Genomic DNA, 25,779 nt, shown 5'->3' on the forward strand with positions numbered 1-25,779 from the left:
CCGGTTTTCCGCTTCCCGGTAACCACGCGTATTCAGTACCCCCGCTAAAAGCTGTCGGTTAACCTGCATGTGCTGGGCCACCAGCAGGTTCTCGACCACTGACATTTCACGAAACAGGCGGATGTTTTGAAAGGTGCGCGCCAGCCCAGCGCGATTAACCAAGTGGGCTCCACCGAACATTTTGTACCAGACTCGCGATCCCAGGCGTGAAGGATTGAGCCAATCCTGTGGGTGGATTTTCTGCCCCAGCACCTGAATCACGTCAGTGCTGCGCTGGTTAGCATTGAGCATAATGCGCCCGCCGGTGGCGCGATAAAATCCTGTCAGGCAATTGAACACTGTAGTTTTACCTGCACCATTAGGGCCAATCAGCGAGGTGACCGAACCGCGTTCTACAGAGAGGCTGACATCATTGAGCGCTTTGATGCCGCCGAAGCGCATCATCAGATTATCCACTTGCAGAATGGCATCACTCATGGCGCACTCCTTTTCTCACCGGTACGCCAACACGGGCGGTACGCACCAGACCACGCGGTCGCCAAATCATCATCAACACCATCAGCATGCCAAACAGCAGGACGCGATATTCCGCAAAACTGCGCAACAGTTCGGGTGCCACGGTCAGCACAAAGGCCGCGAGCACCACGCCCAGCGTCGAGCCCATTCCCCCCAGCACCACAATCGCCAGAATCAAGGCGGATTCGAAAAAGGTGAAAGACGTTGGATTGACAAATCCCTGATAGCTGGCAAAAAACACCCCGGCAATACCCGCGGTGGATGCGCCCAGCATAAACGCCGAAAGTTTTACCAGCACGTGGTTCAGCCCCATGGCGCGGCAGGCAATTTCATCTTCACGCAACGCTTCCCAGGCACGACCAATCGGCATGCGCGTCAGGCGATGCTTGATAAACAGTACCAGGAGCACCACCAGCACCAGCACCACATAAATGAAGATGAACTTCATATTGGGGTTGTAATCAAGGTGGAAAAATTCGTGATAAGGCACCCCACCGTCCCGCGCGCGTCGGGCAAACTCAAGGCCAAAAAAGGTCGGTGAAGGAACCGATACACCGTTGGGGCCGCCGGTAAACGATAGCCAGTTGGTCAGCACGAGACGGATAATTTCACCGAAACCCAACGTCACGATGGCCAGATAATCACCGTGCATGCGCAGCACCGGAAAGCCCAGCAGCGCACCGGCAAAAGCGGCCAGCAACGCGGCAATCGGCAACATACTCCAGAACCCTAAGCCGAGGTATTCGTAGCCCAATGCCAGACCGTAGGCACCAATGGCGTAAAAGGCCACATAGCCCAAATCAAGCAGCCCGGCGAGACCCACCACAATGTTTAATCCAAGACCGAGCAGAACATAAATCAGCCCGAGAATCGCCACCGTTAACAGATATTTTGTTGAGAGAAAGGGAAACGCCAGCGCCACCACCAGCAAGAGCGGCAACACCCAACGCAGCCGCGAACGATAGCCCGGTTCCCGGACGTAAACACCGTCGTCATTGCCTTCAAACTTACGCTTAAAGCGCTGGCCAAAGGGCGTATGCAGAATCAGGCTGATGACTAAGCGCCCCACCATTACCAGCGCCACCAGCAGTGCAACACGTTGAGGCGACAGTTTGAAGCTGTAGCCATCCAACACCACCCCGACAATGGGACCAAACACCACCAGCGCGATCACGCCAGCCAGCAGTGTATCGAGCAGTGCTTCGCGCACGCCCGTACTTTGCGTCATTGCATTCATCGCGGCATCCTCACACTTTTGCAACCAGCGGACGTCCCAGCAGCCCCTGCGGACGGAAGATCAGAATCACCACCAGCAGAGCAAAGGAGAACACATCTTTATAATCAGAGTTCACCAGCCCCGCGAACTGCGCTTCCGCCACGCCCAACAGCAACCCGCCCAACATGGCGCCAGGCAAAGAACCAATACCGCCTAACACCGCAGCCGTGAAGGCTTTGATGCCGATAATAAACCCGGCATAAAAATCAAAGGTGCCGTAGTTCATGGTCACCAGCACACCCGCCAACCCGGCCATCGCCGCGCCAATCACAAACACCAGAGAAATGACACGATCGGTATTGATACCCAGAATCGAGGCCATGCGTCGGTCCTGCTGCACCGCACGACAGATGCGTCCCAGTTTGGTGTATTGAATAATCCAGGTCAGTAATGCCATGCCGCAGAAGGCGGCGATAAGGATGAACACTTTGGTCCAGGTGATCTGCACAATACCGCCATCAATCTCCATGCGCAGTACGCCTGTCAGTAATGTCGGAATCCCTTGTTGGTTTGGCCCCTGGCTCAACTGAACATAGTTTTGCAGGATCAGTGACATGCCAATCGCTGAAATCAGGGGCGCAAGACGCGTGGAGTTACGCAGAGGTCGATAGGCAATGCGCTCTATCGCCCAGCCGTAAGCGGCAGTGACAATAATGGTAAAAATCAACGTGCCGAAGATCAGCAGTGGAAAGGAGTGAATGCCAAAGTAGCTCAGTAATGCCAGCCCTATCGCACACAGGTAGGCGGAGATCATATATACCTCGCCATGCGCGAAGTTGATCATGCCGATAATGCCGTAAACCATGGTGTAGCCAATAGCGATCAACCCATATACCGCGCCCAACGTCAGGCCGTTGATCATCTGCTGTATGAAGAAAGCGTCCATATATCTCTCGCACGTAAAAGGAACGCAGATTTCGCGTCCAATCGCGAAAAGCCCCGCGTGGCGGGGCCGCGTGTCATATTACAGCTGGTGATATTTGCCTTTGTCATCCCACTGATAAACAACATAATCCGAGACTTTAAGGTCGCCCTTACCGTCCCAGGCTTTTTTACCCATCACGGTATCGACACTATTGGCTTTCAACCAATCACTGGCTTTGGCGTTATCTTTACCGGCAGCTTTGTAGGCCGCAGCAATCGCCTGAACCGACGCATAGGCATAAAGGGTGTAACCTTCCGGTTCGAAACCGCTGGCGCGGAATTTCTCAATCACCGCTTTGCCATCAGGGATGGTGCGCGGGTCATTACCAAAGGTCATATACACGCCTTTGGTATATTGCGGGCCACCTGCTGCCGTCACCATCTCTTCAGTCACGATACAGTCACCGGAGAAGAAGGCGGCGTTGACGCCCTGCTCACGCATTTGACGCACTAGCGGACCCGCTTCCGGGTGGCATCCACCGAAATAGACCACATCAGGTTTAACCGCACCGATTTTCGTTACTAATGCGTTGAAATCTTTTTCACCGCGAGACAGCCCTTCATACATCACCTCTTTCACGCCGCGTTTCTCTAACGCCGCTTTAGTGGCATCGGCAAGGCCTTGACCGTAAGTATCTTTGTCGTGGATCACCGCCACTTTTTTCGCTTTCAACTTGTCGATGATGTAATCAGCGGCGATTGCACCTTGCTGATCGTCACGACCACACATGCGGAACATAGTTTTCATGCCGCGCTCGGTGATTTGCGGGTTAGTGGATCCGGGGGTAATCGCCAGCACACCCGCTTCGTCATACACTTCCGAGGCGGGCATGGTAGAGGACGAACAGAAATGACCGACCACTGCCATCACTTTGTCCTGATCAACGAGTCGGTTTGCTACCGACACCGCCTGCTTGGGTTCACAGGCATCATCCCCCTGCACCAACACAATTTTTTCGCCGTTAATACCGCCTGCGGCATTAATATCGTCGGCTGCCTGACTTGCACCTTTCCAGTACTGCGCCCCGTAGGTCGCATTGGGGCCGGAGAACGGGCCCGCTACACCAATCTTGATATCCGCTTGCGCGTAAAATGCTACGCTCAGGCAACCTGCAAGTACCACCTTCACTGGGTGTTTCATGAATTTCAAAGACATGCTTTCAATCCTCAACGGGTCAGGAACGGAGCCATACCACGGCCTGGGAGAAATCAATTTCTGAAACTTTTGCAGCACTTTCAGTGGTCATCAGGACCACGGTTAAGGAATAAGCAAGAAACTCGCCAAAGAAGACGGTCGGTGGCAGTTTTTGCAGTGGCATCGTGCCAGGGTAGAAGCGGCGCGAGGTGACATCCCTGCTAATCATAAACATAGCCACAGTTACGCCGCGCACCAGCACCGTGATGGTGCAGAATGCGGTCGATCACAGATTCTTCATCGTGCTGCTGTGTTTATCCGCTATGCTCTGGTCAAATCGGTCCATGTTTCCCTGAAGGAGAACCTATGAATACACAACGGAACGGATTGAGTAGCCAGCAGGCACTGGATGAGCTGGAACGCCTGTATGAGAGCGCTGTAGAGGCACTGCGCAACGCGATTCGTGATTTCACTGCCCAGGGTACGCTGCCGGATGAAGCCGAACGTCAAAATGGTCTGTTTGTTTATCCCGAATTGCGCATCACCTGGCAGGGGGAAGGCCCACAGCAGAATCGCACGCGCGCCTGGGGCCGTTTTACCCATACCGGCAGTTACAGCACCACTATCACCCGCCCTGCACTGTTACGCCATTATTTGAGCGAGCAGTTACAGATGCTGGAAAAAGAGTACGATGTGCTGATTGAGGTGGGCCCATCGCAACAGGAAATCCCTTATCCCTACGTGATTGATGGCCTCACGCTGGACCGATCCATGAGCGCCAGCATCGCGCGGCATTTCCCCACCACTGAACTGTCGCAAATTGGCGATGAAACCGCGGATGGCCTGTTCCATGCCAATGCTATCTTCCCGCTGTCGCACTTTGATGCGCTGCGCACCGATTTTTCCCTCGCGCGCCTGCGTCATTACACCGGTACAGCGGTAGAACATTTCCAGCCGTTTGTGCTGTTTACCAACTACACCCGCTATGTCGATGAGTTCGTGCGTTGGGCCATCGAACAGGTTCAGGATCCCAATACGCCTTATGACAGCCTTGCATGTGCCGGGGATGTGGTGATCACGGCGGATACTCAGGACCCTACCGCCATGATGTCCGACCTGGCATGGAAGAAGCACCAGATGCCCGCCTGGCACCTCACTTCACCCAACCGCCGTGGCATCACGCTGGTAAATATCGGGGTGGGACCGTCCAACGCCAAAACTATTTGCGATCATCTCGCCGTGATTCGTCCGCACGCCTGGTTGATGATTGGTCACTGTGGCGGGCTGCGTGAAAGCCAGACCATTGGTGACTACGTGCTGGCGCACGCTTATCTGCGTGACGATCACGTGTTAGATAGCGTACTGCCGCCGGACATTCCGATCCCAAGCATTGCTGAAGTACAGCGAGCTTTGTATGACGCCACGAAAGCAGTCAGCGGTATGCCTGGGGAAGAGGTCAAACAGCGTCTGCGTACCGGAACCGTTGTCACAACTGATGACCGTAACTGGGAGTTGCGTTATTCCGCTTCTGCGCTGCGCTTTAACCTGAGCCGCGCCGTGGCGGTAGACATGGAGAGCGCGACAATTGCCGCACAGGGCTATCGCTTCCGTGTGCCTTACGGTACTTTGCTGTGCGTTTCGGATAAGCCACTGCACGGCGAAATTAAACTGCCGGGACAGGCAAATCGTTTCTACGAAGGGGCAATTTCAGAGCATCTGCAAATCGGTATTTGCGCGGTTGAGCTGCTGCGTGCTGAGGGCGATAAGCTGCATTCCAGGAAGTTGCGCACCTTTAATGAGCCGCCGTTCAGGTAAATATGTACATTCCGGCCTGCTAGCAGGTCGGAATGACTTTCCGGTTCAACACTCATATTTCCATCACAGCCGTTTTCACAAACCATGCCACAACAGCCAGGATGGCCGGGATCATAATCGACCACGTTAAACGGTCATTCAGCTTTTCAAATTTGGCTTCTAGCCTTTCAAATTTGCGATCTATGCGTCTCTCCAACTGGCCCATCTCGCCCATGAGTTCATTACGCATTTGCCCCTGCTCGGTTCTCAAACATTCAATGTCTGATTTCGTCGCAAAATGCTCGGATCGTGCCGTGAGCAGAGCAACATCAAACTGGATTTTTTGCGTGTTTTTTTCCAGATGTTCAACCCGTTTCATTAACGTTTCCATGGGATGTTCTCCTTGACTGCGCATACCCAAAAGAAGCGGAGGAGATAAACGAGGCATGTTGTTAATGGGATTATCCATCACCAAATCCTTTACTGTATTCGTTCAATCTTCCCACTATCACCTTAGTGAAACAGATTCGAACTGATTAAACATTCCACGAACCCGCCATTGGGATAAAAAAGTCAGGCAGTGAATGACGACGCGAGAAGTTAAACCAGGTCGACACATCCGTGAAGCGTGCATCAATGAGGATTGCGAGACATCGCACAGGAATTAACTACGGAGATGTAACAGATGACACGGAAGCCCGGGCGGGCTTCCGTAAACCAGAACTTAAGCGCTCAGCCAGCCCAGTTTGATCACGAACAGAATGGAGAGAATCACTAACGCGGCGTTGAGTTCCTTAGTACGGCCACTCAGCAGCTTCACCACGGTCCAGGTAATGAAACCGAAGGCGATGCCGTTAGCAATTGAGTAGGTCAGCGGCATGGTCAATGCCGTTACCGTCACTGGTGCAGCCGTGGTGATGTCTTTCCAGTCAATTTCAGCCAACCCGGAAGCCATCAGTACTGCCACGAACAGCAGAGCAGGTGCGGTGGCGTAAACCGGAACGCTACCCGCCAATGGCGAGAAGAACAGGCTCAGCAGGAACAGCACCGCGACCACGATGGCGGTCAAACCGGTACGTCCGCCGGCACTGACACCCGCCGCAGATTCGACGTAGCTGGTGGTGGTTGAGGTACCCAGCAGAGAACCAAACAAGGCAGCCGCACTATCCGCAATCAGTGCACGGCCCATTTTTGGCACGTTGCCCTGCTCATCAGCCAGGCCTGCACGCTTGGTCACACCCAACAGCGTACCGGTGTTATCAAACACATCAACGAACAGGAAGGCGAAGATGACACTTACCAGGCCCACGTTGAAGGCACCGGAGATATCCAGTTGCATAAAGGTCGGTGCAATCGAAGGCGGTGCAGAGAACACCCCACCAAATGGCGTCAGGCCAATCCCCATGGAGATAAAGGTCACCACCAGGATACCGATCAACACCGCACCGGTAACGCGACGTGCTTCCAGCGCCACAATGATGAAGAAGCCTAACAGCGCCAGCAGCGGACCCGGTTTCGTCAGATCGCCCAGACCCACTAAGGTGGCTGGGTTATCCACCACGATGCCCGCACCTTCCAGCGCAATCAGTGCCAGGAACAGACCAATACCAGCGGCAATGCCGGCACGCAGCGGTAAAGGAATACTGGCAATAATCCACTCACGAATCTTGAAAATCGACAGAGCAAAGAAAATCACTGCTGAGAGGAACACCGCACCCAGTGCAATCTGCCAGGTGTAACCCATATGCAGCACCACGGTGTAGGTGAAGAAGGCGTTAAGCCCCATGCCGGGAGCCAGAGCGATCGGATAGTTAGCGATCAACCCCATCAACACACAGCCAATGGCCGCTGCCAGACAGGTCGCCACAAACACCGCACCTTTATCCATGCCGGTTGCACCGAGGATGCTCGGGTTAACAAACAGGATGTAGGCCATTGCCAGGAAGGTGGTGATACCGGCAATAATTTCCGTACGCACGGTGGTGTTGTGCGCTTTTAATTTGAAGAGTTTTTCTAACATCATCATCTCTCATGAGCGGAGACGGCACGGATGCACGTTCTCTCTTGCCAATGTGGTTAAGCTAGTGATTATTTTTTGATGAAAGCGATTTAAGCCGGACGTAAGGCAAGAACGCCTTCCGCTTTCCCCTGTCCATATAGCAATTGCTATGCCATCACTGTACGCAATCGTTTACGTCCGCGAATGTATTTACGGTTAAGATAATTCTGAACCAGAACGAGGCGCGATTATGGTGCATTGCACTATCGCTGCGCAATCGTTTTCCCTAAGGGTCATGACCACGGGAAAAAATATTGCGGCAACGCACGCTTTCACACTCTGCCTGGCGATGGCGCTCACGTTTCTGCAGCCTGAATCGGCAGCCTAAAAACATCGGGTTACACTGCTTTTTAACCCTTCCGCAACAAAGAGACAGCGCAATGAAGCCCGCGATTTTGGTCGTTGATGATGATCGTGCCGTGTGTGAATTGCTGCACGATGTATTAAGTGAACACGTGTTTACCGTCTACAGCTGCCACCAGGGCAAAGATGCGCTGGCGCTGGTAAGCCTGCATCCTGAAATCTCTCTGGTGATGCTGGATATGATGCTACCCGATACCAACGGCCTGCTGGTGCTGCAACAGATGCAAAGGCAGCGTCCAGACCTGCTGGTGATCATGCTCACCGGTATGGGTTCTGAAGCGGATATGGTGGTGGGCCTTGAAATGGGTGCCGATGATTATATCGCGAAACCCTTTAACCCGCGCGTCGTGGTGGCACGCGCCAGAGCCGCGTTACGCCGCTGCGGCCGTCTGACGCAACCTGAGACGCAATATGATGAGGGGTGGCAATTCAATGGCTGGCGCCTGGATGATGCCCGCTGCCAGCTGTTTAATCCGCAACGGGAAAGTGTGCCGCTGACTCAAGGGGAATATACCTTGCTGCGTGCTTTGGTAGGCCATGCCCGCAAAGTGTTAACCCGCGATCAACTGCTGGAACTGACCCATAGCGAAAGCCTGGAAGTCTTTGATCGCACCATTGACGTGCTGATTATGCGGTTGAGACGAAAAATCGAAACCAATCCACATCAGCCCAGCCTGATCCGCACCATCCGCGGTTTGGGTTATGTTTTTTCTGCGGATGTGATGCGCCCCGCTTCTGCATCACGTGAAACACAAATAGCCTGATCCATCCAGCGCTGCATCTCGGCCAATGGCCGCGTGCCGTCCAGCGCATTCGCTGCATGCAGATTAAAACAGGCACAGGTGTGTGCCAGCTTCAGCGTGTCTAACATCGTCCAGTTCTCGTGACTGGCATACAACACGCCCGCACAGAAGGCATCGCCCGCGCCGACGCTACCGACAATCTCCTCAGGCGTCAGGCACCAGGCAGGCTGCCAGATCCCCTCTTCTGTACCTTCTTGCCCCCACGCCCCCTCTGGCGCATGGATTACCACTCGCTGACGCACCCCTTGTGCAATGAGCCATGCGGCCGCTTGCGCAAAAGCTTCTGGCGCCGATAACCCCTGTTCGCTGCGTAACGTGATGCCCGTTAACGCTTGCGCCTCAAGCTCGTTAATCACCAGATAATCCAGCCAGCGCAGCGCGGGGACAACCAGGGGGCGATATTCTCCCGCTCGCGAGACCAAATCCAGCGAGGTGAGATAACCGCGTTGCTGCATCTGTGCCAGCAACCGCGCACTGCGTGTGGCGTATTCATCGTCGGGTTGATCCAGACTATCCAGCAACAGTAGATAACCCAGATGGAAAATACGATGCGGTGTCGCGACCTCAGCAAAATGCGGCAGATCCAGCTGTGCATTGGCGCCACGCGCATGGAAGAAGGTGCGCTGCCCATCTGGCGTGGTCATCACCTGGGTCATGGCGGTGGTGACACTGCAGGTGCGCTGGACAAAACGGCGATCTATCTGATGGTCGTCCAACAGCTGCACGATGTAATCGCCGTCATTATCTTCCCCGACCATCCCCACCCCCGCCAGCGGCACATTCACCTGCATGCGCGCCAGCGTGAACAACACATTGAGCGCGGCCCCACCGCTGCATTTCTCGCTGTGGGTAATCTCCGCCAGCCAGCCCTGCTCCGGCCAGTGAGTAATACGCTGCACATGGTCTACCAACATGCTGCCTGCGCCCAAAATGCCCTTGCGTTGCGCCATCTCAGGCCCTCCCGGCACTGCCAAATACCTGCATTTGCTGCGCCACCACGTTGGCGATGTCGTGCTCAACTGCCATCAGCAGTTCGGCGAAAGAATCGTATCGCGCATCACGCTGACTAATCTGTTTTTCAATCGCGCCCAACGCCGCCTGAGACATACCGGTGTAAAAATTGATTTTGTGTATACCAAGGCTAATAGCATGGCGGAAATCCGCATCGCTGATCCCTGAACCGCCATGCAGCACCAACGGAATCCTGGCTGCCGCACGGATCGCCGCAAGCCGTTCGAAATCGAGCTTGGGTTCACCTTTGTATTTCCCATGCGCGTTGCCGATGGCCACCGCCAGACAGTCAATGCCGGTTGATTCAACAAACTCTGCCGCGCGCGCAGGGTCGGTAAATTTGTTGCTGTCAGCTTCGCCAAACAGTGCTCCCCCCTCGTCGCCGCCCACAGCCCCAAGTTCCGCTTCCACGGACACGCCAATGGCATGACACATTTTCACCACTTCGCGTGTCTGACGCACATTCTCGTCGTAACTCAGGGTGGAGCCATCGAACATCACTGAGGTAAAGCCGAGGCGGATCGCCTGCATCACCGCTTCAAAATGCAAACCATGATCAAGGTTGAGCATCACCGGAATATCGTGCAGCGCTGCTTCAGTGCGAATGGCCGCGATAAGATGTTCGAGGCTGACATATTTAAAGTGCACCTCGGCAATGTTGATAATGAATGGCGAACGTTGTTGCTCTGCTGCCTGAAACAGGGCGCGCAGGAAATGGGTATCCAGCACATTAAATGCGCCCAGTGCGTATTGATGCTGCTGCGCGTGGGCAAGACCCTGCGCCAGTGAAATCAGTGCCATGGTGCGCTCCTTTATGCCAGCCAGCGGTGATATTCGTTGCAGAGCAGCCAGCGCGGTTCTTCATCCTCATCAATCGGGTTGAAGCGCGCTAACGGCGTGAGAAATACGTTGTCATGTTCGTCGTCGTTGGGCATCGACACTTCGCCGACCAGCACATCGCCATAGCCCTCTTCACCCCAAAAGCTGTGCCAAATGCCAGGCATTAGGGTGACACTTTCCCCGGGCGATAAGCGCAGTTGCGAACCCGCGGCATGCGTTTGGCGGATGCCATCCAGCGTCACGTTCACCGGCGTGTCGCCAAGCTGTGTTCCCTCACGGTTATGCAGTGTGACAATCAAATTGCCGCCACCACGATTAATGATGTCTTCCATTTTTTGTGGGTGATAGTGCATGGGTGTGACCTGCCCTTCGCGAACATGCATGATTTTTTCCGCATAGGGTTTACCCCACGGCTGCCCACCGCGTGAGCCATTACGCAAGGTAAACAGGGTCAGGCCCGTCTGGCTGAAATCATCTGCGCCGAAACTGGTGACGTCCCAGCCGAGGTGTAGAGCCAGCAACTCTTGCGCACGGCTTTGCTCCAGTGCACGCCACTGGCTGAGGCCATAATCGGCCCAGGGCGGCAGGTGAACATCTTGCCGCATGAAGAATTCTCGGGTCAGTTGAAGAATGGCGTTAACTTCTGATCGCTGCATGGGTCCCTCTCCACAGGTAGGGGCGAGACGTGGCCCGCCCATCCAGTACAGATCGCGGTGAACCGGTTATTTCACCGTCCAGCCTTTGTAGCTGCCGACAGTGTTACGATCGATCATGGTGACCGGGATCAGCACCGGCTTGTCCGGTGCCGGTTTGCCTTGCAGGATGTCGTAACCAATCTCCACCGCTTTTGCCGCCATCACCTGTGGGTCTTGCGCTGGCGTAGCTACAAACAGCGAGCCTTTGCGTTTCAGGGCTTCTTCACCATCTGGCGATCCATCAACGCCAACAATAAAGAACTCACTACGCTGCGCCTGTTTCGCAGCCAGGTCCGCACCGATCGCCGTCGGGTCATTAATCGCAAACACCGCATCGATTTTCGGATTAGCAGACAGCAGACCGGTCATCACTTCCAGTCCACCATCGCGACTGCCTTTGGCGTTCTGGTTGTAGGAGAGCAGTTTGATATCCGGATGGGTTTTCAGCTCCGTCATGCAGCCCTCGACGCGGTTCTGTACAGCCGATACCGGTGGTCCGTTGATGATCACCACGTTGCCTTTATTTTTCAGGCGATCGGAGATGTATTTACACGCCATGGCACCTGCCTGGGTGTTATCGGAGGTGATAGTTGCGTTGGCACCATCGGCGGCCACGTCCACCGCCACCACCACAATACCCGCATCACGCGCACGCTTAACGGCAGGGGCGATGCCTTTTGAATCGGCGGCGTTGAGGATGATCATGTCCACTTTAGCCGCGATGAAGTTATCAATCTGCGCCACCTGCTGACCAAGATCATAGCCGCTCGACACCAACGTCACGTTGACCTTGTCGCCAGCCAGCTCCCGCGCTTTCAGCTCCGCACCTTTGGTGATCTGCACGAAGAACGGGTTGGCAAGGTCACCCACGGTCACACCAATGGATTTCAACTCTTTGGCCTGCACCAGTGGCGCACTCAACAGCGTCGCCGCCAGCAGTCCGGTAATAATCGGATTAAAACGCATAGTCGATGTTCTCCTGCTTTTATGATTATGTTGGCGATCGGTCAGAACGCCGTGATGTGACAACCTGTTTTCGTAAGCTGAAATCGCGGGCGTTATTGTCGCAGCCAGTTTGCTAACGGCCAGCGCACAGCAACCGGAGCGTACTGAAGTACGTGAGGATTGCGCGCACTGCCCGGTGGCAAAATGGCAAGTAAAATAGCCCGTTAATTCAAATGATGACGTGTGCGGTATTTATCGATAAGTACCGCGATAATGATCACCGCGCCTTTAATCACCAACTGCCAGAAATACGACACACCCATCAACGTCATGCCGTTATTCAGCGTGGCGATAATTAGCGCACCAATCAGCGTGCCGGTGATGGTGCCGATGCCGCCAACAAAACTGGTGCCGCCCAAAATGACCGCCGCGATGGCATCCAGCTCATAGCCCATACCGAGGTTGCCGTTGGCACTGTAGAGGCGCGAGGCGCTCATCAAGCCCCCCAACCCTGACAACATGCCGCTCATCGCATAGACAAACACCAGCACCAGACCCACTTTGATCCCGGTAAGACGCGCCGCCTGCACGTTGCCCCCCACCGCATAGATATGCACGCCCAGCGTGGTGCGCCGCAAAATGAACCAGCACAGCGCAATCACCGCGAAGGCGATGATGATCAGCCAGGGAATCGAGCCGAGATAGCCATTGCCTATCCACTCAAAATTGATGTCGGAGTTAATCACCGTGGTGCCATTCGCCAGCAGATAGGCTGCACCACGCAGCGCGGTGTAGGTTCCCAGCGTCACGATGAACGGCGGTAATCCCGCCCACGCCACCAGGATGCCGTTGAACAATCCCATGATCAGACCGGCACCGAGCGCCGCCGGAATCGTCAGACCGGCAAAGGCGGGATCGAGTGACACCACCATCGCCACGACCGCCGTGGTGCCCAACATCGACCCCACAGAAAGATCGATACCACCGGTCAGGATCACGAAGGTCATCCCCGCCGCCAGCACGATGTTGATCGAGGCCTGCCGGGTAATGTTCAGCAAGTTTGCTTCGGTAAAGAAGTTTGGCGTGACGAAGCCAAACACCGCCACGATGATGATTAAAATCGGCAGAATGCCTACCGTTTGCAGCAGATCGCTCATTAATGCCCGCTTGAGCGTTGGGCTTTTGGCACGTGCGGTTTCACTGGTCATCTCGGTATCCTCAGGCCTGAACCGGCTGTGCGCCGGTGGCCAGTGTCATTATGTTTTCCTGGCTGATTTCTGCGCCGCTCAGCTCACCAGCAATGCTGCCTTCGCGCATCACATACACGCGGTCGCTCATGCCCACCACTTCAGGCAATTCGCTGGAGATCATCAAAATCGCCACACCCTGCTGCGCCATCTGATTCATCATGCGGTAAATTTCGCTCTTGGCACCGACATCCACCCCGCGCGTCGGTTCATCCAACAGCAGGATGCGGGGCGCAATGGCCACCCAGCGTGAAATCAGTAACTTCTGCTGATTACCGCCCGATAAGCCGCCCGCGCGCACCTGCGCATGGGGCACGCGAATATTCAGCGATTCGATGGCTTCGCTGGCAATCTTCTGGCCTTTACGGCGGTTGAGCAGTCCGTAGCTGGCGTCGCGCTCCAGCGTGGCCATCACAATGTTTTCCTGTGCCGCCAACTCAAGGAATAGCCCCTGCTCTTTGCGATTCTCAGTGAGGAAACCAATGCCGCGCGCAATGGCATCACGCGGTGAGTGGATCTTGACCTTTTCCCCATCGATCCAGATTTCGCCGCCTTTGGGTTGATGCACACCAAAAATCAGTTGTGCCAGTTCGCTGCGCCCTGCCCCCACCAACCCAGCCAGCCCGACAATCTCACCCGCGCGCACCGCCAGGCTGCTGGGATGCACTTTGCGGTTATCCGTCAGGTGATTAACGGCGAGACGAATTTCGCCGAAGGAAATGGTGCGGTCCTTATTAAACAGATCGCTGAGCGGCCGACCGACCATCATGCGCACCAGCTCGCTGGCATTCAGTTGATCGCGCGTCAAACTGCCAACATATTGCCCATCGCGTAGCACGCTGACGCGGTCTGAAAGCTCATACACTTCTGCCATGCGGTGGCTGATATAGATGATCGCCATGCCTTCACTGCGCAGCCGCTTAATCAAAGCGAACAGCTGTTCGGTTTCGCGATTAGAGAGTGCTGCGGTGGGTTCATCCATCACCAGAATGCGGCTGTTGCGGTGCAGCGCGCGGGCGATCTCCACCTGTTGCTGCTCGGCAATGCTGAGCGTGCTGACCAGATCGGTGGCGCTAAACTGAGCACCCAGACGATTAATGACAAGCTGTGCCTCTTCCGCCATCTGTCGACGTTTGACCAGCCCCCCTCGGGTGATCTCACTGCCAAGAAAGATGTTCTCTGCCACCGTTAGGTTGGGTGCCAGATTGATCTCCTGATAAATCAGGGTGATCCCCGCTGCCAGTGCCTCTTTCGGGCCTTTAATGGCATACGGCTTACCGTCGATAAGAATTTCCCCGCTGCTGGCGGTATAGGCACCGGCCAGAATTTTCATCAGCGTGCTTTTTCCGGCACCGTTTTCGCCCATCAGCGCGTGCACCTCGCCGGGCCATACGGTCAAGTCCACGCCTTTGAGCGCGTAGAAACTGCCGAAGCGTCGGGTGATTTCACGCATTTCTAATATCGGTGTCGCCGTCATCGCCAGACTCCCGCTGCCAGTTGTTGCCGCCGAGTGTGGCAACGCCAGATAAATGGAAAATGTCAGCGGCCATTCATATTTGTCATATTGCGCCTGGATGGCGCTTCTATACTCGCCGGAGGTGGAATGGTAAGGAGAGACCGCAATGAGTCAGAGTCTGCACTGGCACGCTGGCGCGCGGGGTCGCCTGCTGCTGTTCAATCTGCTGGTAGTGAGCGTCACGCTGGCGGTGAGTCTGGTGGCGATTTTTGGATTTCGCCACGCCGGTCACATTCAGGAACAGGCGCAGGCACAAACGCTCGCCGATATGAACGGCAGCCTGTCGCTGGCGAGAGACACCGCCAATGTGGCCACCGCCGCCGTGCGGCTGGCTCAGGTGGTGGGCGCGCTGGAGTACCAAAGCGAGTCGGCGCGCTTGCAGCAAACGCAACAAGCCTTACAGCAGTCATTGTCGATGCTGGCAAACGCTCCTTTAGCCGCACAGCAACCGGCGCTGTTGGCGCGCATTCGCGAACGCAGCCAGATGCTGGAACAGAGCATCAGTCAGCTGTTACGTGAGGGTCACCAGCGCCATCTGCAGCGTAACGTGATGCTAAGTGGTTTATGGCAAGCCCAGTTGCTGCTCAATCGTATTGATACCCTCGCGAGTAACGCCGCTTTTCTGCCATTGCGTCAGCAAACCGATGCGTTATTAAAAGTGGCGATTCAGTCCACCGCGCCGCAAACCGCAGAACAGCAGTTACAGCAGGTTCTGCCGGTCTGGTCAGCGTTACCGTTACAGGACGCACTGGCTATGCAGCGCGATCGTCTGGTCGACACCCTACACAGCCTGCAACCTGTCGCCGGACAGTTAGAACAGAGCGATATCACTATCGCCTACGCGACGTATCGCATCAAAGCGCTGGTGGCGATGCTCAACAGTGACATCACCCGGTACGTCCAGTTGGTGGCGCAACAAAGCGATACGCGCAGTGCCGTCACGCATCAGGAACTGGATTCCATCATCGGCTTTATCGGTTTGTTTATGCTGCTGGCGTTACTGATCACCGGCTACGCGGGCTACTACATCTATCGCAATCTGGGATCGAGCCTCACGGCGATTGCCCATGCCATGACCCGACTGGCACAGGGTGAGAAAAGCGTCAATGTCCCGGGGCTGGCGCGGCGTGATGAGCTGGGCGATCTGGCTCGCGCCTTTAACGTATTCGCGCGGAATACCGCCTCGCTGGCACACACCTCAAGATTGTTAAAAGAGAAAAGTAATCAGCTGGAATCGACGTTCCTCGCCATGCGTGATGGCTTTGCCCTGTTTGATAACAGTGGGCAACTGGTGGTGTGGAACGCGCAATACGCTGAACTGCTGGGTATTTCACCGCGTGAACTGCATCGCGGTCTGCATTATCAACGTCTGCTGGCACGCATGAATGTGCAGCTTAACGGTCTGCAGGATGCGCAGGAAGTGCGTCTGCCAGATGGTCGCACGCTGGAGTTGCGCTTCAGCCCGGTGCCCCGCCGTGGCATGGTGAACACGGTGTTAGAGCGCACCACGCGCAAGGCACTGGAAGAGGCGCTACTGCACAGCCAGAAAATGAAAGCGGTCGGCCAACTCACTGGGGGCATCGCGCATGATTTTAACAATCTGCTGGCGGTGATTATCGGCAGTCTGGCATTGACGGTAGATCAACTGCCACCCGGTACCCTCGCCAGCCGTGTTGAACGGGCACGCCAGGCCGCAGACCGAGCGGCGCAACTGACGCAACGTCTGCTGGCGTTCTCACGTAAACAGGCTCTCTATCCGCGTGCGGTATCGGTGGTCGAGTTGGTGGATAACCTGCATTCGCTATTGCAACATTCACTGCTGCCCGGCCAGCAATTAGTGGTGGATGCGCAGCGTCCCGGCTGGCCTGCGTGGATTGATGCGGGGCAACTGGAGAACGCGTTATTGAATCTGGTGGTCAACGCCCGTGATGCCATGGAGAAGCAGAGTGGTGAAATTCGCTTGCGCATCTGGAACCAGCGTACGCAAGAGGCGGAGGGCAAACGTGATCGGGTGACCATTGAAGTGATCGATCATGGCTGCGGCATGTCAGCCGAGGTACGTGAACAGGTTTTTGAGCCGTTTTTCACCACCAAAGAGACCGGCAGCGGCAGTGGGCTGGGCTTGTCGATGGTGTATGGCTTTGTAAGACAGTCTGGCGGCCAGATTGAAGTCGAAACCGCACCCGGCCAGGGCACGACCATTCGTCTGCTGTTGCCGCGTGCGCCGGAAGCGGTACAGCCTCAGGCCACCTTATCCACCTTTGTTCCGGGCGACAGTAGCAATCGGCTGGTGTTAGTGCTGGACGATGAACCGGCAGTGCGACAAACATTATGCGAGCATCTGCATCAGCTTGGGTATCTGACACTGGAGTGTGGTGATGGGGAGGCCGCGCTCACGCTGCTGCGCCAGACGCCCGATATTGAACTGCTGATCAGTGATTTGATGCTACCCGGCCCGCTCAACGGTGCCGATGTGATTCGCCAGGCACAACAGCAGTGGCCCGCGCTGGCCACGCTGTTGATCAGCGGTCAGGATTTACGCCAAAGCCAGGTCACCTTGCCGCTGTGTGAGCGGCTGGCGAAACCCTGGCAACAGGTGCAGTTGGCACAGGCACTGGAACGTGCCTGGCAGCGAAGTGAAAGGCTCAGTCGCGCACGGCAGGCTGCCACAGCGGCAACGGTTTCCCCGTGATATAACGTTTACGAAGCTTGCTGGAGATGACATCCATAATCATCACCACACCGACCAAAATAATGGTCAGGAACATCACCACATCCCAGTTCCACAGGCGCATGTTTTCGGCATACACCAGGCCCACACCGCCCGCGCCGACGAAACCGAGTACCGCCGCCGATCGGGTATTGGATTCGATTTGATACAAGCTGAGTGCCAGGAAAGTGGGGAACGATTGGGTAAAGATGCCGTAACGGTGCTTCTGCAAACTGTTGGCCCCCACCGCACTTAACCCGCGACTGGGTGAACGCTCAACCGCTTCGTGACCTTCTGCATAGAGTTTGCCAAGCAGCCCAACATCCTGCATCACAATCGCCAGTACCCCTGCCAGTGGCCCCATGCCCACGGCACGCACAAAGATCAGGCCCCAAATCGCCATGTCGATACCACGCAGAATATCGAGCAGGCGTCGCACCACTAAAGAGATCGGACGGGCGATGGGATCGTGCATGACATTGCGCGCTGCCAGAAAGGACACGGGCAGTGCAATGGCGGATGCGGTCAGCGTCCCAACGAACACGATGGCCAGCGTGATACCGACTTGGGTGAAGTAGTAGCCAAACGGCCAGTTAACAAAGTCCTGCCAGACAAACATGCGCAGGAAATAGCGACTCAACTGCTGGCAGCCAATGATAAAACGGCTCCACTCAATACCGAAAAATTCAAAGAAGAACAGGTAATACAGCACTACGGCGAGCGCCATCATGGCAATACGGCGTAAGTAACGGTTTTGCGCGGCGAACAGTGCGGGATGCTCCTGCTTCAATTTCGCCACATCTGGCGCTAAGGCGATCATTTCATTTCTCCTTCCACGACGCGGCGGCGCAACCAGCCGGAAAGGGTATCCAGCAGCGAGACCACGACGATGATCAGTAATAGCGTGATGCTGACCTGATCGTAGCGATCCAGTTTGATATTGGTCATCAACTCCTGGCCAATCCCGCCCGCGCCCACCAGCCCAAGGATGGTGGAAGAGCGGAAGTTCACCTCAAGACGCATAAAACTGTATGAGAGGAAAGTGGGTTTCACCTGTGGCCAGAAAGCAAAACGCATGCGTTGCAACTTGCTGGCACCGCAGGCCGCCAGACCACGCACGGGTTTATCCGACGCGCTCTCAATCGATTCATAAAACAGTTTGGTCAGGCTACCCACGGTGTGTAGTGCCAGAGCAAGAAAACCGGGAATCGCGCCAATGCCGAACGCCATCACGAACATGACCGCCCACGCCAGCTCTGGCATGGTGCGCAGAAAAGCGACAAAGGTGCGAATAGCGATGCGGATGCTGCGCGGCGTTTGCGTGTTATCGGCAGCGAAGAACGCCAGCACTGCGGCAACGATCACTGCAACAAGGGTTGACGATAGCGCCAGCTGCAGAGTTTCCCAGATTAGCGGCAGCTGGAAGTGTAGACGGTAGCCCCAGTACGCCAGTGAGCCTTCGGTTTTCACATCCGCGAACAATACCGACAGATGTAGCACTGGCATCGTTTGGCCGATGTAATCGAAAAAGTGAGGCAATGATTGCCAGACAGTGACCAAATTGAATTCCGCCATCTTGCCCGCAGCAAGATAGAGTGCGACCAACAGCAGCGACCAGAGCACAGTGTCACGCTTTTGCTGGCGGCGGATACGTTGGTAGTAGTGTTCAAAATCGGTCAAGGGGGATGTCCTGTGTTGGAAAGGGTGCAGGAGGGAATCTGGTCGCCATTAATGACGACCCTACGTAGGGTGCGCATTGATGCGCACCTCTATCAACGACAGCACCGATGGGTATTACCCGCGCGAACCTTTCATCAAATCACGCTTCATATCGATGATGTTCTGATAGTCCGCAACGGTGGCGGGACCGATGTGCTGAGCACCACCGACCGCTTTAACAAAACAGCTGTGATCTTCTTTATCCAGCTTCTTGATCGCGGCAACCACTTTCGCTTTGAAGTCAGCGGGTAAGTTGTTGCTGACCAGGATCGGGCCGTTCGGGATCAGCGGCGACTGCCAGATAATGCGAATCTGCTTCATCAGGTCTGGATGATCCATACGAATCAGACGGCCAAAGGCACCCGAGGTATAACCGGTGTTGTAATCACCGATCAGGGAAGTCCAGGTCACCGCACCTTCAAACTGACCGTTCAACACACCGAGGATGTCCTGCTCATGGCCACCAGAGAAGGTCACGCTAGAGAAGGTGTTGTTGTACTTATCGTCAACGGTGCCACCGAACTCTTTCTTGAACGCCTGGTTTGGCATCAGGAAGCCAGAGGTTGAATCCGGGTCAGCCATGCCGAATGATTTGCCTTTCAAATCTTCCAGCTTTTTATACGGGCTGTCGGCTTTCACGATCACCACAGAGTGGTAACCCTGAGAACCGTCTTTGTCATCCACCACGATCCCCACCACGTCTACGGCTTTCGGGTTCTGCAGATAAACAGACGCATAGGATGCTGGAGACATGCTCAGCACCATATCAATTTTGTTGCCCAGTAGGCCCTGAATCACGCCTGCATAGTCAGAGGAGTTGCGCATCTTAGTATCGACATTCAGCTCTTTGTCGAAGAAGTCTTTGACGCACTGGTTATCGCCAATCTGCTGAGTGGCATTCTGGCCACCCAAAATCCCGAGGTTCAACTCTTTTGGTGCATCCGCTGCGTTAACGCCAAAAGCCATCAGAGCGCCAGTCAGTAAAGCTAAAGAGGTCAGTTTCATTCGTGGTTTTTCTCTTGCCGTGGGAGTTAGTGGAGCTGGTTAATTTCGTCGCCGTACAGCTCGTGCAGCAGGCCGTCGGTCAACTGAGAAGGATGTCCGTCAAACAGCACTTTGCCGCGCTGAATGCCGATAACACGGGTGCAGTACTGCTTCACCAGTTCAATCGAGTGCAGGTTCACCATTACGCTGATGCCCTGCTCGCTCACCTGACGCAACACATCCATGATGCGTTTGGTGTTTTTCGGATCGAGCGACGCGACAGGCTCATCAGCCAGCAGGATGCGCGGGTTCTGCATCAGTGCACGGCAAATTGCCACGCGCTGCATCTGTCCGCCCGAGAGATTCTCAGCACGCTGCAGCGCCTGCGGCAGCATGTTCATCCACTGCAGCAGCTCAATCGCCTGCGCGCGGTCTGCTTCGGAAAAGACTTTAAAGAAAGATTTCAGCGTCGAGGTCTGACTCAGACGGCCAAGCAGCACGTTGGTCAACACATCGAGACGCGGCACCAGACAGAAGTCCTGGAAAATCATGCCGCATTCGCTACGCCACTCGCGCATCTGCCGGCTGTTGAGCGTCACCACATCACGATCCGCTTGATTGGGACGGTTGCTGAGAATTGCCCCCTGTGACGCACTGATGGTGCCATTCAGCATGTGTAACAGTGTCGATTTGCCTGCGCCAGAGCGACCAATCACGGCCACCAGCTCGCCCGCATGCAGATCGAAGCTGACATTATCCAGTACGCGGTTTTCGCCGTACGCCTTGCACAGTCCCTGTACCGACAGCACCTTGTTACCCTGACCGGCGTGTGGAACGTAAGGATTGTCGATAACGGTTTTCAGTAATGCCTGTGCCATGATGCACTCCACTCTCTGAGGTCTTGATTGCCCGTTATTACGGGCAAATCCGATGAAGACTTGATGACAGTAAAGTGATTAAACGGTGACAGCGTGAACAGAGCCGACGGCAATGCTTTGCCCATCGGTTGCCGCCAGCACATTGTCAGGTAAGCGATTATTCAGTAACCAGCGGTCCATCTCATGACTCAGGTGGACAAGCCAGGCCTGGCGCGGTGCCAGCTGTTCAATAATCTGCAATGCGCGTGTCACATCATTATGATTACGCACGCTTTCTCGGGGCGGGTCGTTGCAGTCAATCACCAGTTGGTCGAGGGGTTGACCGTCAAGAAAATCTGCGGTTTCCGGTGGTAATCCGCAGGTATCGCACAGCCAGGCGAGGCGTGTACCCTGCCAGTCAAACAGATAGCCATGGGTGAGTTTTGAGTGCTGTAACGGCAACGGCGTCACCTGCAGCGCACCGAAGTGATGGGGCACAAAAGGCGTGAGTGCCGGGCGGAAATCGAGTAGTCCAGGGTGCTTAAACAGGTCATCACACCCCTTCTCATCCGGCGGTGCCCACACCGGGATCGGTTCACCGATTCCCCAGCGCAGACTGAACAGTCCAGCGACATGATCCATATGAAAATGGGTGAGCAAGATGCGACTCAATTCACCGGGGCGAAAGCGTTGATGCAGATCGTGACGTCCTGCATCCAGCAAAATCCGCTCACTGCCGGTGTCGATTATTGCGCTGGTGGCCGCGCGTGCATGTCGGGGTTCGCGGCGCGCGCGTTCACAGGCGTGACAATCACAGCCGAACAGCGGCGCGGACTGCACGCCGCCGGTTCCGAGAAAAGTGAGTTTCATGGCGGATGTTCCAGCAGTTGGCGCAGCTTCTCAAGCGTATCACTCAGTGCGCCATCGTTATTGAGCGGATGGCAGTGCGCAGGCAAGGGTTCCGCTGCGCGTGCCAGTCGTTTGCTAATCTCTGCTTCACTTTCACGTCCACGCTGCCGCAGCCGCGCTTCCAGCACCGCAGGCGACACCTGCAACACCAGCGGCAATAACCGGGCGCCGTAATGCTGTTGCACTGTGGGTAGATGCAGACGTGAACCATTCACCAACACGTTTAACCCGCGTGCCAGCCAGTGGTCGATCTCTTCGCCCAGTCCATAATGCAGGCCATGCGCTTGCCAGCTAATGGCAAACAAGCCGAGGGCTTCACGTCGCCGGAATTCCGCTTCACTCAGTGCGACATGGTTTTCCCCCCCGGCATCCGCCGGGCGGGTAATGTAACGATGCGCAATCACCAACCTTTCGGGCGGGGCTTCGCGTAACGCGTTCAACAAGCTGTCTTTACCCGAGCCCGAAGGCCCGGTTAGCCAGATCAGCCGTGCCATCAGAACACCAGCCTGCCCTGCGACCAGACGTGGCGAATGTGCGGATGGCCATGTTCGGTATGCGCCAGAATCAGATCGGCGCGCTGTCCTTCGGAAATCACCCCGCGATCGTGCAAGCCGATCGCGCGAGCCGGATTACGTGTCACCAGCGCGGCGGCTTGTGGCAACGTCAGGCTGTTACGCTCGTCGGCCACCAGGCGGAACACTGCATCCAGCAGGCTTGCCGGATAGTAATCGGATGACAGGATATCCAGCAGGCCATGGCTGGCCAACTCCCATGCCGCCACGTTCCCGGAGTGCGATCCCCCACGAACAATGTTCGGCGCGCCCATCAGCACCTGCATACCGCACTCGCGTGAAGCGCGTGCCGCCTCAAGGGTGGTCGGGAACTCAGCGATGGTGCTGCCTACATCATATGATTCCGCCACATGTGCCGCTGTCGCATCATCGTGGCTGGCAATCGGAATACCACGTGAACGGCACAGGCTGGAGATGGCATTGCGGTTCGGCGTGGAGAATTCAGCGGCCAGCGCCAGCTGCTCACGCTCAAACTGATCCATCTGCTCATCATTCAGCGAGTACTTGCCCTGATAGTAGGTGCGATACATCTCAAGAGAGGCGTACTGACGCTGGCCTGGTGAATGGTCCATTAGCGATACCAGTGACAACTCCGGTGTACTCATCAGCGTTTCAAACAGCGGCAGCGTGGTGTTGTGTGGCAGTTCACAACGCAGATGCAGATGGTGATCAACCCGGTTGATGCCTTTGCGGTTGCTGTCCTGAATCGCATTGATCATTTTGCTGAGGTTTTCGATGCGATGGCCGCCGTCGCGCACATCACCCACGCCGATGGCATCTAATACCGTGGTGATGCCGCTGGCGACCATCAGTGCATCGTGGCTGCTCATAGCCGAATGTGCAGGCCAATCGACTTTTGGGCGAGGGGTAAAAAATTTATCGAGGTTATCGGTATGCAGCTCTACCAGCCCAGGCAGCAGGAAGGCGTTTTCCCCCTCCAGCGCACCCGGCAGTTGGCTGGCGCTGTCGCTGAAGCTGGCAATACGGCCATCACGGATCTCCAGTGAACCCGACACCACTTCCTGTTCCAGCACCAGACGGACGTTGTTGACGATCATGCTTCTGCTCCTGTTTTTACCGGCTGCATGACGTGCAGGCGATCGGCCACGCGTGCGCGCACCGCTTCGTCATGGAAAATACCTACAATGGCGGCACCCCGTGCACGCGCCTGTTCAATCAATTCCACCACGGCGGCGCTATTGGCGCTGTCGAGTGAGGCGGTGGGCTCATCCAGTAACAGCACCGGATAGTCGGCAATGAAGCCACGCGCAATGTTCACACGCTGCTGCTCACCACCGGAGAAGGTGGACGGCGCGAGCGACCACAAACGCTCTGGCACATTCAGCCGCGTCAGCAGCTCTTTGGCTCGTTTTTCACAGAACGCGCGCTCCACGCCTCGCTCCAACAGCGGTTGCATCACGATTTCCAGCGTCGGCACACGCGGGATCACGCGCAAAAACTGGCTTACCCAGCCCACGGTTTCGCGGCGAATCGCCAGGATCTGGCGTGCAGGGGCTTGTGCCATATCGATCCATTCGCCCTGATGTTGCAGCCAGATGTGGCCACTGTTGGCTTGGTAATTGCCGTACAAAGCACGCAGCAGCGTGGATTTTCCGCTACCCGAGCGGCCATGCAGCACCACACATTCACCGGCGCACACTTCAAGGCTGGCGTCCTGTAATACCGGCAGCGCGGCACTGCTCTGGTTGTGCAGCACGAAGGTTTTGCTGAGTTTCTCTACGCGCAATAAAGGTTGCATGTTGATGTCCTGATGTTTGATTCGCGGTCGCCATAAATGGCGCCCCTACAACGCTCCAAGCCCACTCTTACTCACGGTCGTGACCCGATGTTGTAGGGTGCGCATTGATGCGCACCTGGCAAAAACGTTACGCCAATACCGATGAAACCAGCAGTTGGGTGTAAGGATGGTGCGGATCGTCCAGCACCCGGTCGGTGAGACCGCTCTCCACCACTCTGCCCTGCTTCATCACCAGCAAACGGTGCGCCAGCAAGCGCGCCACGCCGAGATCGTGAGTGACAATCACCACCGCCAGATTCAGCTCACGCACCAGGGTGCGCAGCAGGTCGAGCAGTCGAGCCTGCACCGACACATCCAGACCACCGGTTGGCTCATCCATAAACACCAGCGTGGGCTGGGTCACCAGGTTGCGTGCAATCTGCAAACGCTGCTGCATGCCGCCAGAGAAGGTGGTCGGCAAGTCATCAATACGGTTGGCCGGGATCTCAACGTCCTGCAACCAGCGCATCGCCTCTTTGCGGATGTCGCCATAATGGCGTTGACCCACGGCCATTAAGCGCTCGCCAATATTGCCGCCTGCCGTGACCTGCGGGCGCAAGCCGTCGAGCGGATGCTGATGCACCACCCCCCACTCCGTGCGCAGCAGACGGCGACGATCGCTTTCACTCAGTTGATAGAGATCCTGGGCGCGATAAAGAATGTTGCCCTGCTGCGGCGCTAACCGGGCCGACAGGCTGCGCAGCAAGGTGGTTTTACCCGAGCCGGATTCCCCGACAATGCCCAGCACTTCACCCGGATAGAGTTCAAAGCTGACATCTTCAAAGCCTTTGCCTGGCGCATAAAGGTGCGTCAGATTGTTGACCGCAAGCAGCGGCTGTTCACTGTGCATGCTGTTGTTCCTGCTGCTGGTGGCAAAAATCGGTATCGGAGCAGACAAACATGCGCGTACCGGCATCATCCATTACCACCTCATCGAGATAGCTGTGGCGCGAACCGCACAGTGCGCAGGGTTCATCCCAGCTTTGCACGGTGAACGGGTGGTCATCGAAATCGAGGCTTTCTACTTTGGTGTACGGCGGCAGCGCATAGATGCGTTTTTCACGTCCGGCACCAAACAGCTGCAGTGCAGGCATCATGTGCATCTT

The 25,779-nt window shown here is 55.9% G+C and carries 26 protein-coding genes; 3 read left to right on the top strand and 23 right to left on the bottom strand.

The window, feature by feature from the left end; genetic code table 11:
- The 5 genes from PSSD_RS20050 to PSSD_RS20070 all read right to left on the bottom strand — a co-directional run.
- The coding region (locus PSSD_RS20050; protein WP_153011472.1) for an ATP-binding cassette domain-containing protein at window positions 1–477 on the bottom strand (477 nt) is incomplete at its 3' end.
- On the bottom strand, window positions 470–1,753 hold the full coding sequence (gene livM, locus PSSD_RS20055; protein ID WP_058973454.1) for a high-affinity branched-chain amino acid ABC transporter permease LivM: 1,284 nt from the start codon (window positions 1,751–1,753) through the stop codon (window positions 470–472). The genes PSSD_RS20050 and livM, both read right to left, overlap by 8 nt.
- A gap of 10 nt (window positions 1,754–1,763) precedes the next feature.
- On the bottom strand, window positions 1,764–2,678 hold the full coding sequence (locus PSSD_RS20060) for an ABC transporter permease subunit (protein WP_039336852.1): 915 nt from the start codon (window positions 2,676–2,678) through the stop codon (window positions 1,764–1,766).
- Between the two features lie 78 nt (window positions 2,679–2,756).
- Window positions 2,757–3,872: a branched-chain amino acid ABC transporter substrate-binding protein gene (locus PSSD_RS20065; RefSeq protein WP_039336853.1), complete on the bottom strand. Its 1,116-nt coding sequence runs from the start codon at window positions 3,870–3,872 to the stop codon at window positions 2,757–2,759.
- Between the two features lie 19 nt (window positions 3,873–3,891).
- Window positions 3,892–4,092 carry a hypothetical protein gene (locus PSSD_RS20070; protein ID WP_153011473.1) on the bottom strand — a complete coding sequence of 67 codons (201 nt, stop codon included), beginning with the start codon at window positions 4,090–4,092 and terminating at the stop codon, window positions 3,892–3,894.
- Window positions 4,093–4,217: 125 nt separating this feature from the next.
- Between PSSD_RS20070 and PSSD_RS20075 the strand changes: the two genes are divergently transcribed.
- Window positions 4,218–5,666, top strand: coding sequence for an AMP nucleosidase (locus tag PSSD_RS20075; protein WP_058973456.1), 1,449 nt, complete (start codon window positions 4,218–4,220; stop codon window positions 5,664–5,666).
- Window positions 5,667–5,718: 52 nt separating this feature from the next.
- Here the strand turns inward: PSSD_RS20075 and PSSD_RS20080 are convergent, their stop codons facing one another.
- Together PSSD_RS20080 and PSSD_RS20085 are read right to left on the bottom strand one after the other, a co-directional pair.
- A complete protein-coding gene (locus PSSD_RS20080) occupies window positions 5,719–6,114 on the bottom strand; it encodes a hypothetical protein (RefSeq protein ID WP_058973457.1) in 396 nt (131 codons plus the stop codon).
- A 255-nt stretch (window positions 6,115–6,369) separates the two neighbouring features.
- On the bottom strand, window positions 6,370–7,668 hold the full coding sequence (locus tag PSSD_RS20085; protein ID WP_231568864.1) for an NCS2 family permease: 1,299 nt from the start codon (window positions 7,666–7,668) through the stop codon (window positions 6,370–6,372).
- A gap of 416 nt (window positions 7,669–8,084) precedes the next feature.
- On the opposite strand from PSSD_RS20085, the gene PSSD_RS20090 reads away from it, so the two are divergent.
- Window positions 8,085–8,831, top strand: coding sequence for a response regulator (locus tag PSSD_RS20090; RefSeq protein WP_058973458.1), 747 nt, complete (start codon window positions 8,085–8,087; stop codon window positions 8,829–8,831).
- On the opposite strand, the gene PSSD_RS20095 is transcribed toward PSSD_RS20090, so the two are convergent.
- The 6 genes from PSSD_RS20095 to PSSD_RS20120 all read right to left on the bottom strand — a co-directional run bounded on the left by PSSD_RS20095 (window position 8,768) and on the right by PSSD_RS20120 (window position 15,085).
- Window positions 8,768–9,820 (bottom strand): carbohydrate kinase family protein, encoded by a 1,053-nt coding sequence (locus PSSD_RS20095; RefSeq protein WP_058973459.1) that lies wholly within the window; start codon window positions 9,818–9,820, stop codon window positions 8,768–8,770. The genes PSSD_RS20090 and PSSD_RS20095 overlap by 64 nt on opposite strands.
- Before the next feature lies 1 nt (window position 9,821).
- Window positions 9,822–10,682, bottom strand: a complete 861-nt coding sequence (locus PSSD_RS20100) for a ketose 1,6-bisphosphate aldolase (protein WP_058973460.1) — start codon at window positions 10,680–10,682, stop codon at window positions 9,822–9,824.
- 11 nt (window positions 10,683–10,693) lie between these two features.
- Window positions 10,694–11,377 (bottom strand): D-lyxose/D-mannose isomerase, encoded by a 684-nt coding sequence (locus PSSD_RS20105; RefSeq protein WP_039332141.1) that lies wholly within the window; start codon window positions 11,375–11,377, stop codon window positions 10,694–10,696.
- A gap of 66 nt (window positions 11,378–11,443) precedes the next feature.
- Window positions 11,444–12,382: an ABC transporter substrate-binding protein gene (locus tag PSSD_RS20110; RefSeq protein ID WP_039332143.1), complete on the bottom strand. Its 939-nt coding sequence runs from the start codon at window positions 12,380–12,382 to the stop codon at window positions 11,444–11,446.
- 203 nt (window positions 12,383–12,585) lie between these two features.
- The gene (locus PSSD_RS20115) at window positions 12,586–13,569 is read right to left on the bottom strand and encodes an ABC transporter permease subunit (protein WP_058973461.1); all 984 of its coding nucleotides are present in this window, start codon (window positions 13,567–13,569) and stop codon (window positions 12,586–12,588) included.
- A gap of 10 nt (window positions 13,570–13,579) precedes the next feature.
- Complete coding sequence (locus tag PSSD_RS20120; RefSeq protein ID WP_058973462.1) at window positions 13,580–15,085, bottom strand: sugar ABC transporter ATP-binding protein; 1,506 nt, start codon at window positions 15,083–15,085, stop codon at window positions 13,580–13,582.
- Window positions 15,086–15,230: 145 nt separating this feature from the next.
- Between PSSD_RS20120 and PSSD_RS20125 the strand changes: the two genes are divergently transcribed.
- Window positions 15,231–17,816 carry an ATP-binding protein gene (locus PSSD_RS20125; protein WP_058973463.1) on the top strand — a complete coding sequence of 862 codons (2,586 nt, stop codon included), beginning with the start codon at window positions 15,231–15,233 and terminating at the stop codon, window positions 17,814–17,816.
- On the opposite strand, the gene phnE (PSSD_RS20130) is transcribed toward PSSD_RS20125, so the two are convergent.
- From phnE (PSSD_RS20130) to PSSD_RS20175, 10 genes are all read right to left on the bottom strand, one after another.
- On the bottom strand, window positions 17,770–18,654 hold the full coding sequence (gene phnE, locus PSSD_RS20130) for a phosphonate ABC transporter, permease protein PhnE (RefSeq protein WP_058973464.1): 885 nt from the start codon (window positions 18,652–18,654) through the stop codon (window positions 17,770–17,772). The two genes, PSSD_RS20125 and phnE (PSSD_RS20130), sit on opposite strands and share 47 nt — an antisense overlap.
- On the bottom strand, window positions 18,651–19,514 hold the full coding sequence (phnE, locus tag PSSD_RS20135) for a phosphonate ABC transporter, permease protein PhnE (protein ID WP_058973465.1): 864 nt from the start codon (window positions 19,512–19,514) through the stop codon (window positions 18,651–18,653). Before phnE (PSSD_RS20135) ends, phnE (PSSD_RS20130) begins: the two co-directional genes overlap by 4 nt.
- A 114-nt stretch (window positions 19,515–19,628) precedes the next feature.
- Window positions 19,629–20,558: a phosphonate ABC transporter substrate-binding protein gene (gene phnD / locus PSSD_RS20140; protein WP_039332155.1), complete on the bottom strand. Its 930-nt coding sequence runs from the start codon at window positions 20,556–20,558 to the stop codon at window positions 19,629–19,631.
- Window positions 20,559–20,584: 26 nt separating this feature from the next.
- Window positions 20,585–21,415, bottom strand: a complete 831-nt coding sequence (gene phnC / locus PSSD_RS20145; RefSeq protein WP_039332157.1) for a phosphonate ABC transporter ATP-binding protein — start codon at window positions 21,413–21,415, stop codon at window positions 20,585–20,587.
- A 78-nt stretch (window positions 21,416–21,493) separates the two neighbouring features.
- Window positions 21,494–22,264, bottom strand: coding sequence for a phosphonate metabolism protein PhnP (phnP, locus tag PSSD_RS20150; protein ID WP_039332159.1), 771 nt, complete (start codon window positions 22,262–22,264; stop codon window positions 21,494–21,496).
- Window positions 22,261–22,797: a ribose 1,5-bisphosphokinase gene (phnN, locus tag PSSD_RS20155; RefSeq protein ID WP_058973466.1), complete on the bottom strand. Its 537-nt coding sequence runs from the start codon at window positions 22,795–22,797 to the stop codon at window positions 22,261–22,263. The genes phnP and phnN overlap by 4 nt, the downstream gene beginning before the upstream one ends.
- Complete coding sequence (gene phnM / locus PSSD_RS20160; protein WP_058973467.1) at window positions 22,797–23,933, bottom strand: alpha-D-ribose 1-methylphosphonate 5-triphosphate diphosphatase; 1,137 nt, start codon at window positions 23,931–23,933, stop codon at window positions 22,797–22,799. Before phnM ends, phnN begins: the two co-directional genes overlap by 1 nt.
- Entirely contained in the window at window positions 23,930–24,634 is a 705-nt protein-coding gene (gene phnL / locus PSSD_RS20165; protein ID WP_039332165.1) for a phosphonate C-P lyase system protein PhnL, read from the bottom strand. Before phnL ends, phnM begins: the two co-directional genes overlap by 4 nt.
- A 127-nt stretch (window positions 24,635–24,761) precedes the next feature.
- Window positions 24,762–25,523, bottom strand: coding sequence for a phosphonate C-P lyase system protein PhnK (phnK, locus tag PSSD_RS20170; protein ID WP_039332167.1), 762 nt, complete (start codon window positions 25,521–25,523; stop codon window positions 24,762–24,764).
- Window positions 25,513–25,779 (bottom strand): alpha-D-ribose 1-methylphosphonate 5-phosphate C-P-lyase PhnJ (locus PSSD_RS20175; protein ID WP_201023839.1); only part of this gene is annotated, 267 nt, incomplete at its 5' end. The genes phnK and PSSD_RS20175, both read right to left, overlap by 11 nt.

It is taken from the genome of Type-D symbiont of Plautia stali, from assembly GCF_001485335.1.
Taxonomy (GTDB): domain Bacteria; phylum Pseudomonadota; class Gammaproteobacteria; order Enterobacterales; family Enterobacteriaceae; genus Pantoea; species Pantoea vagans_C.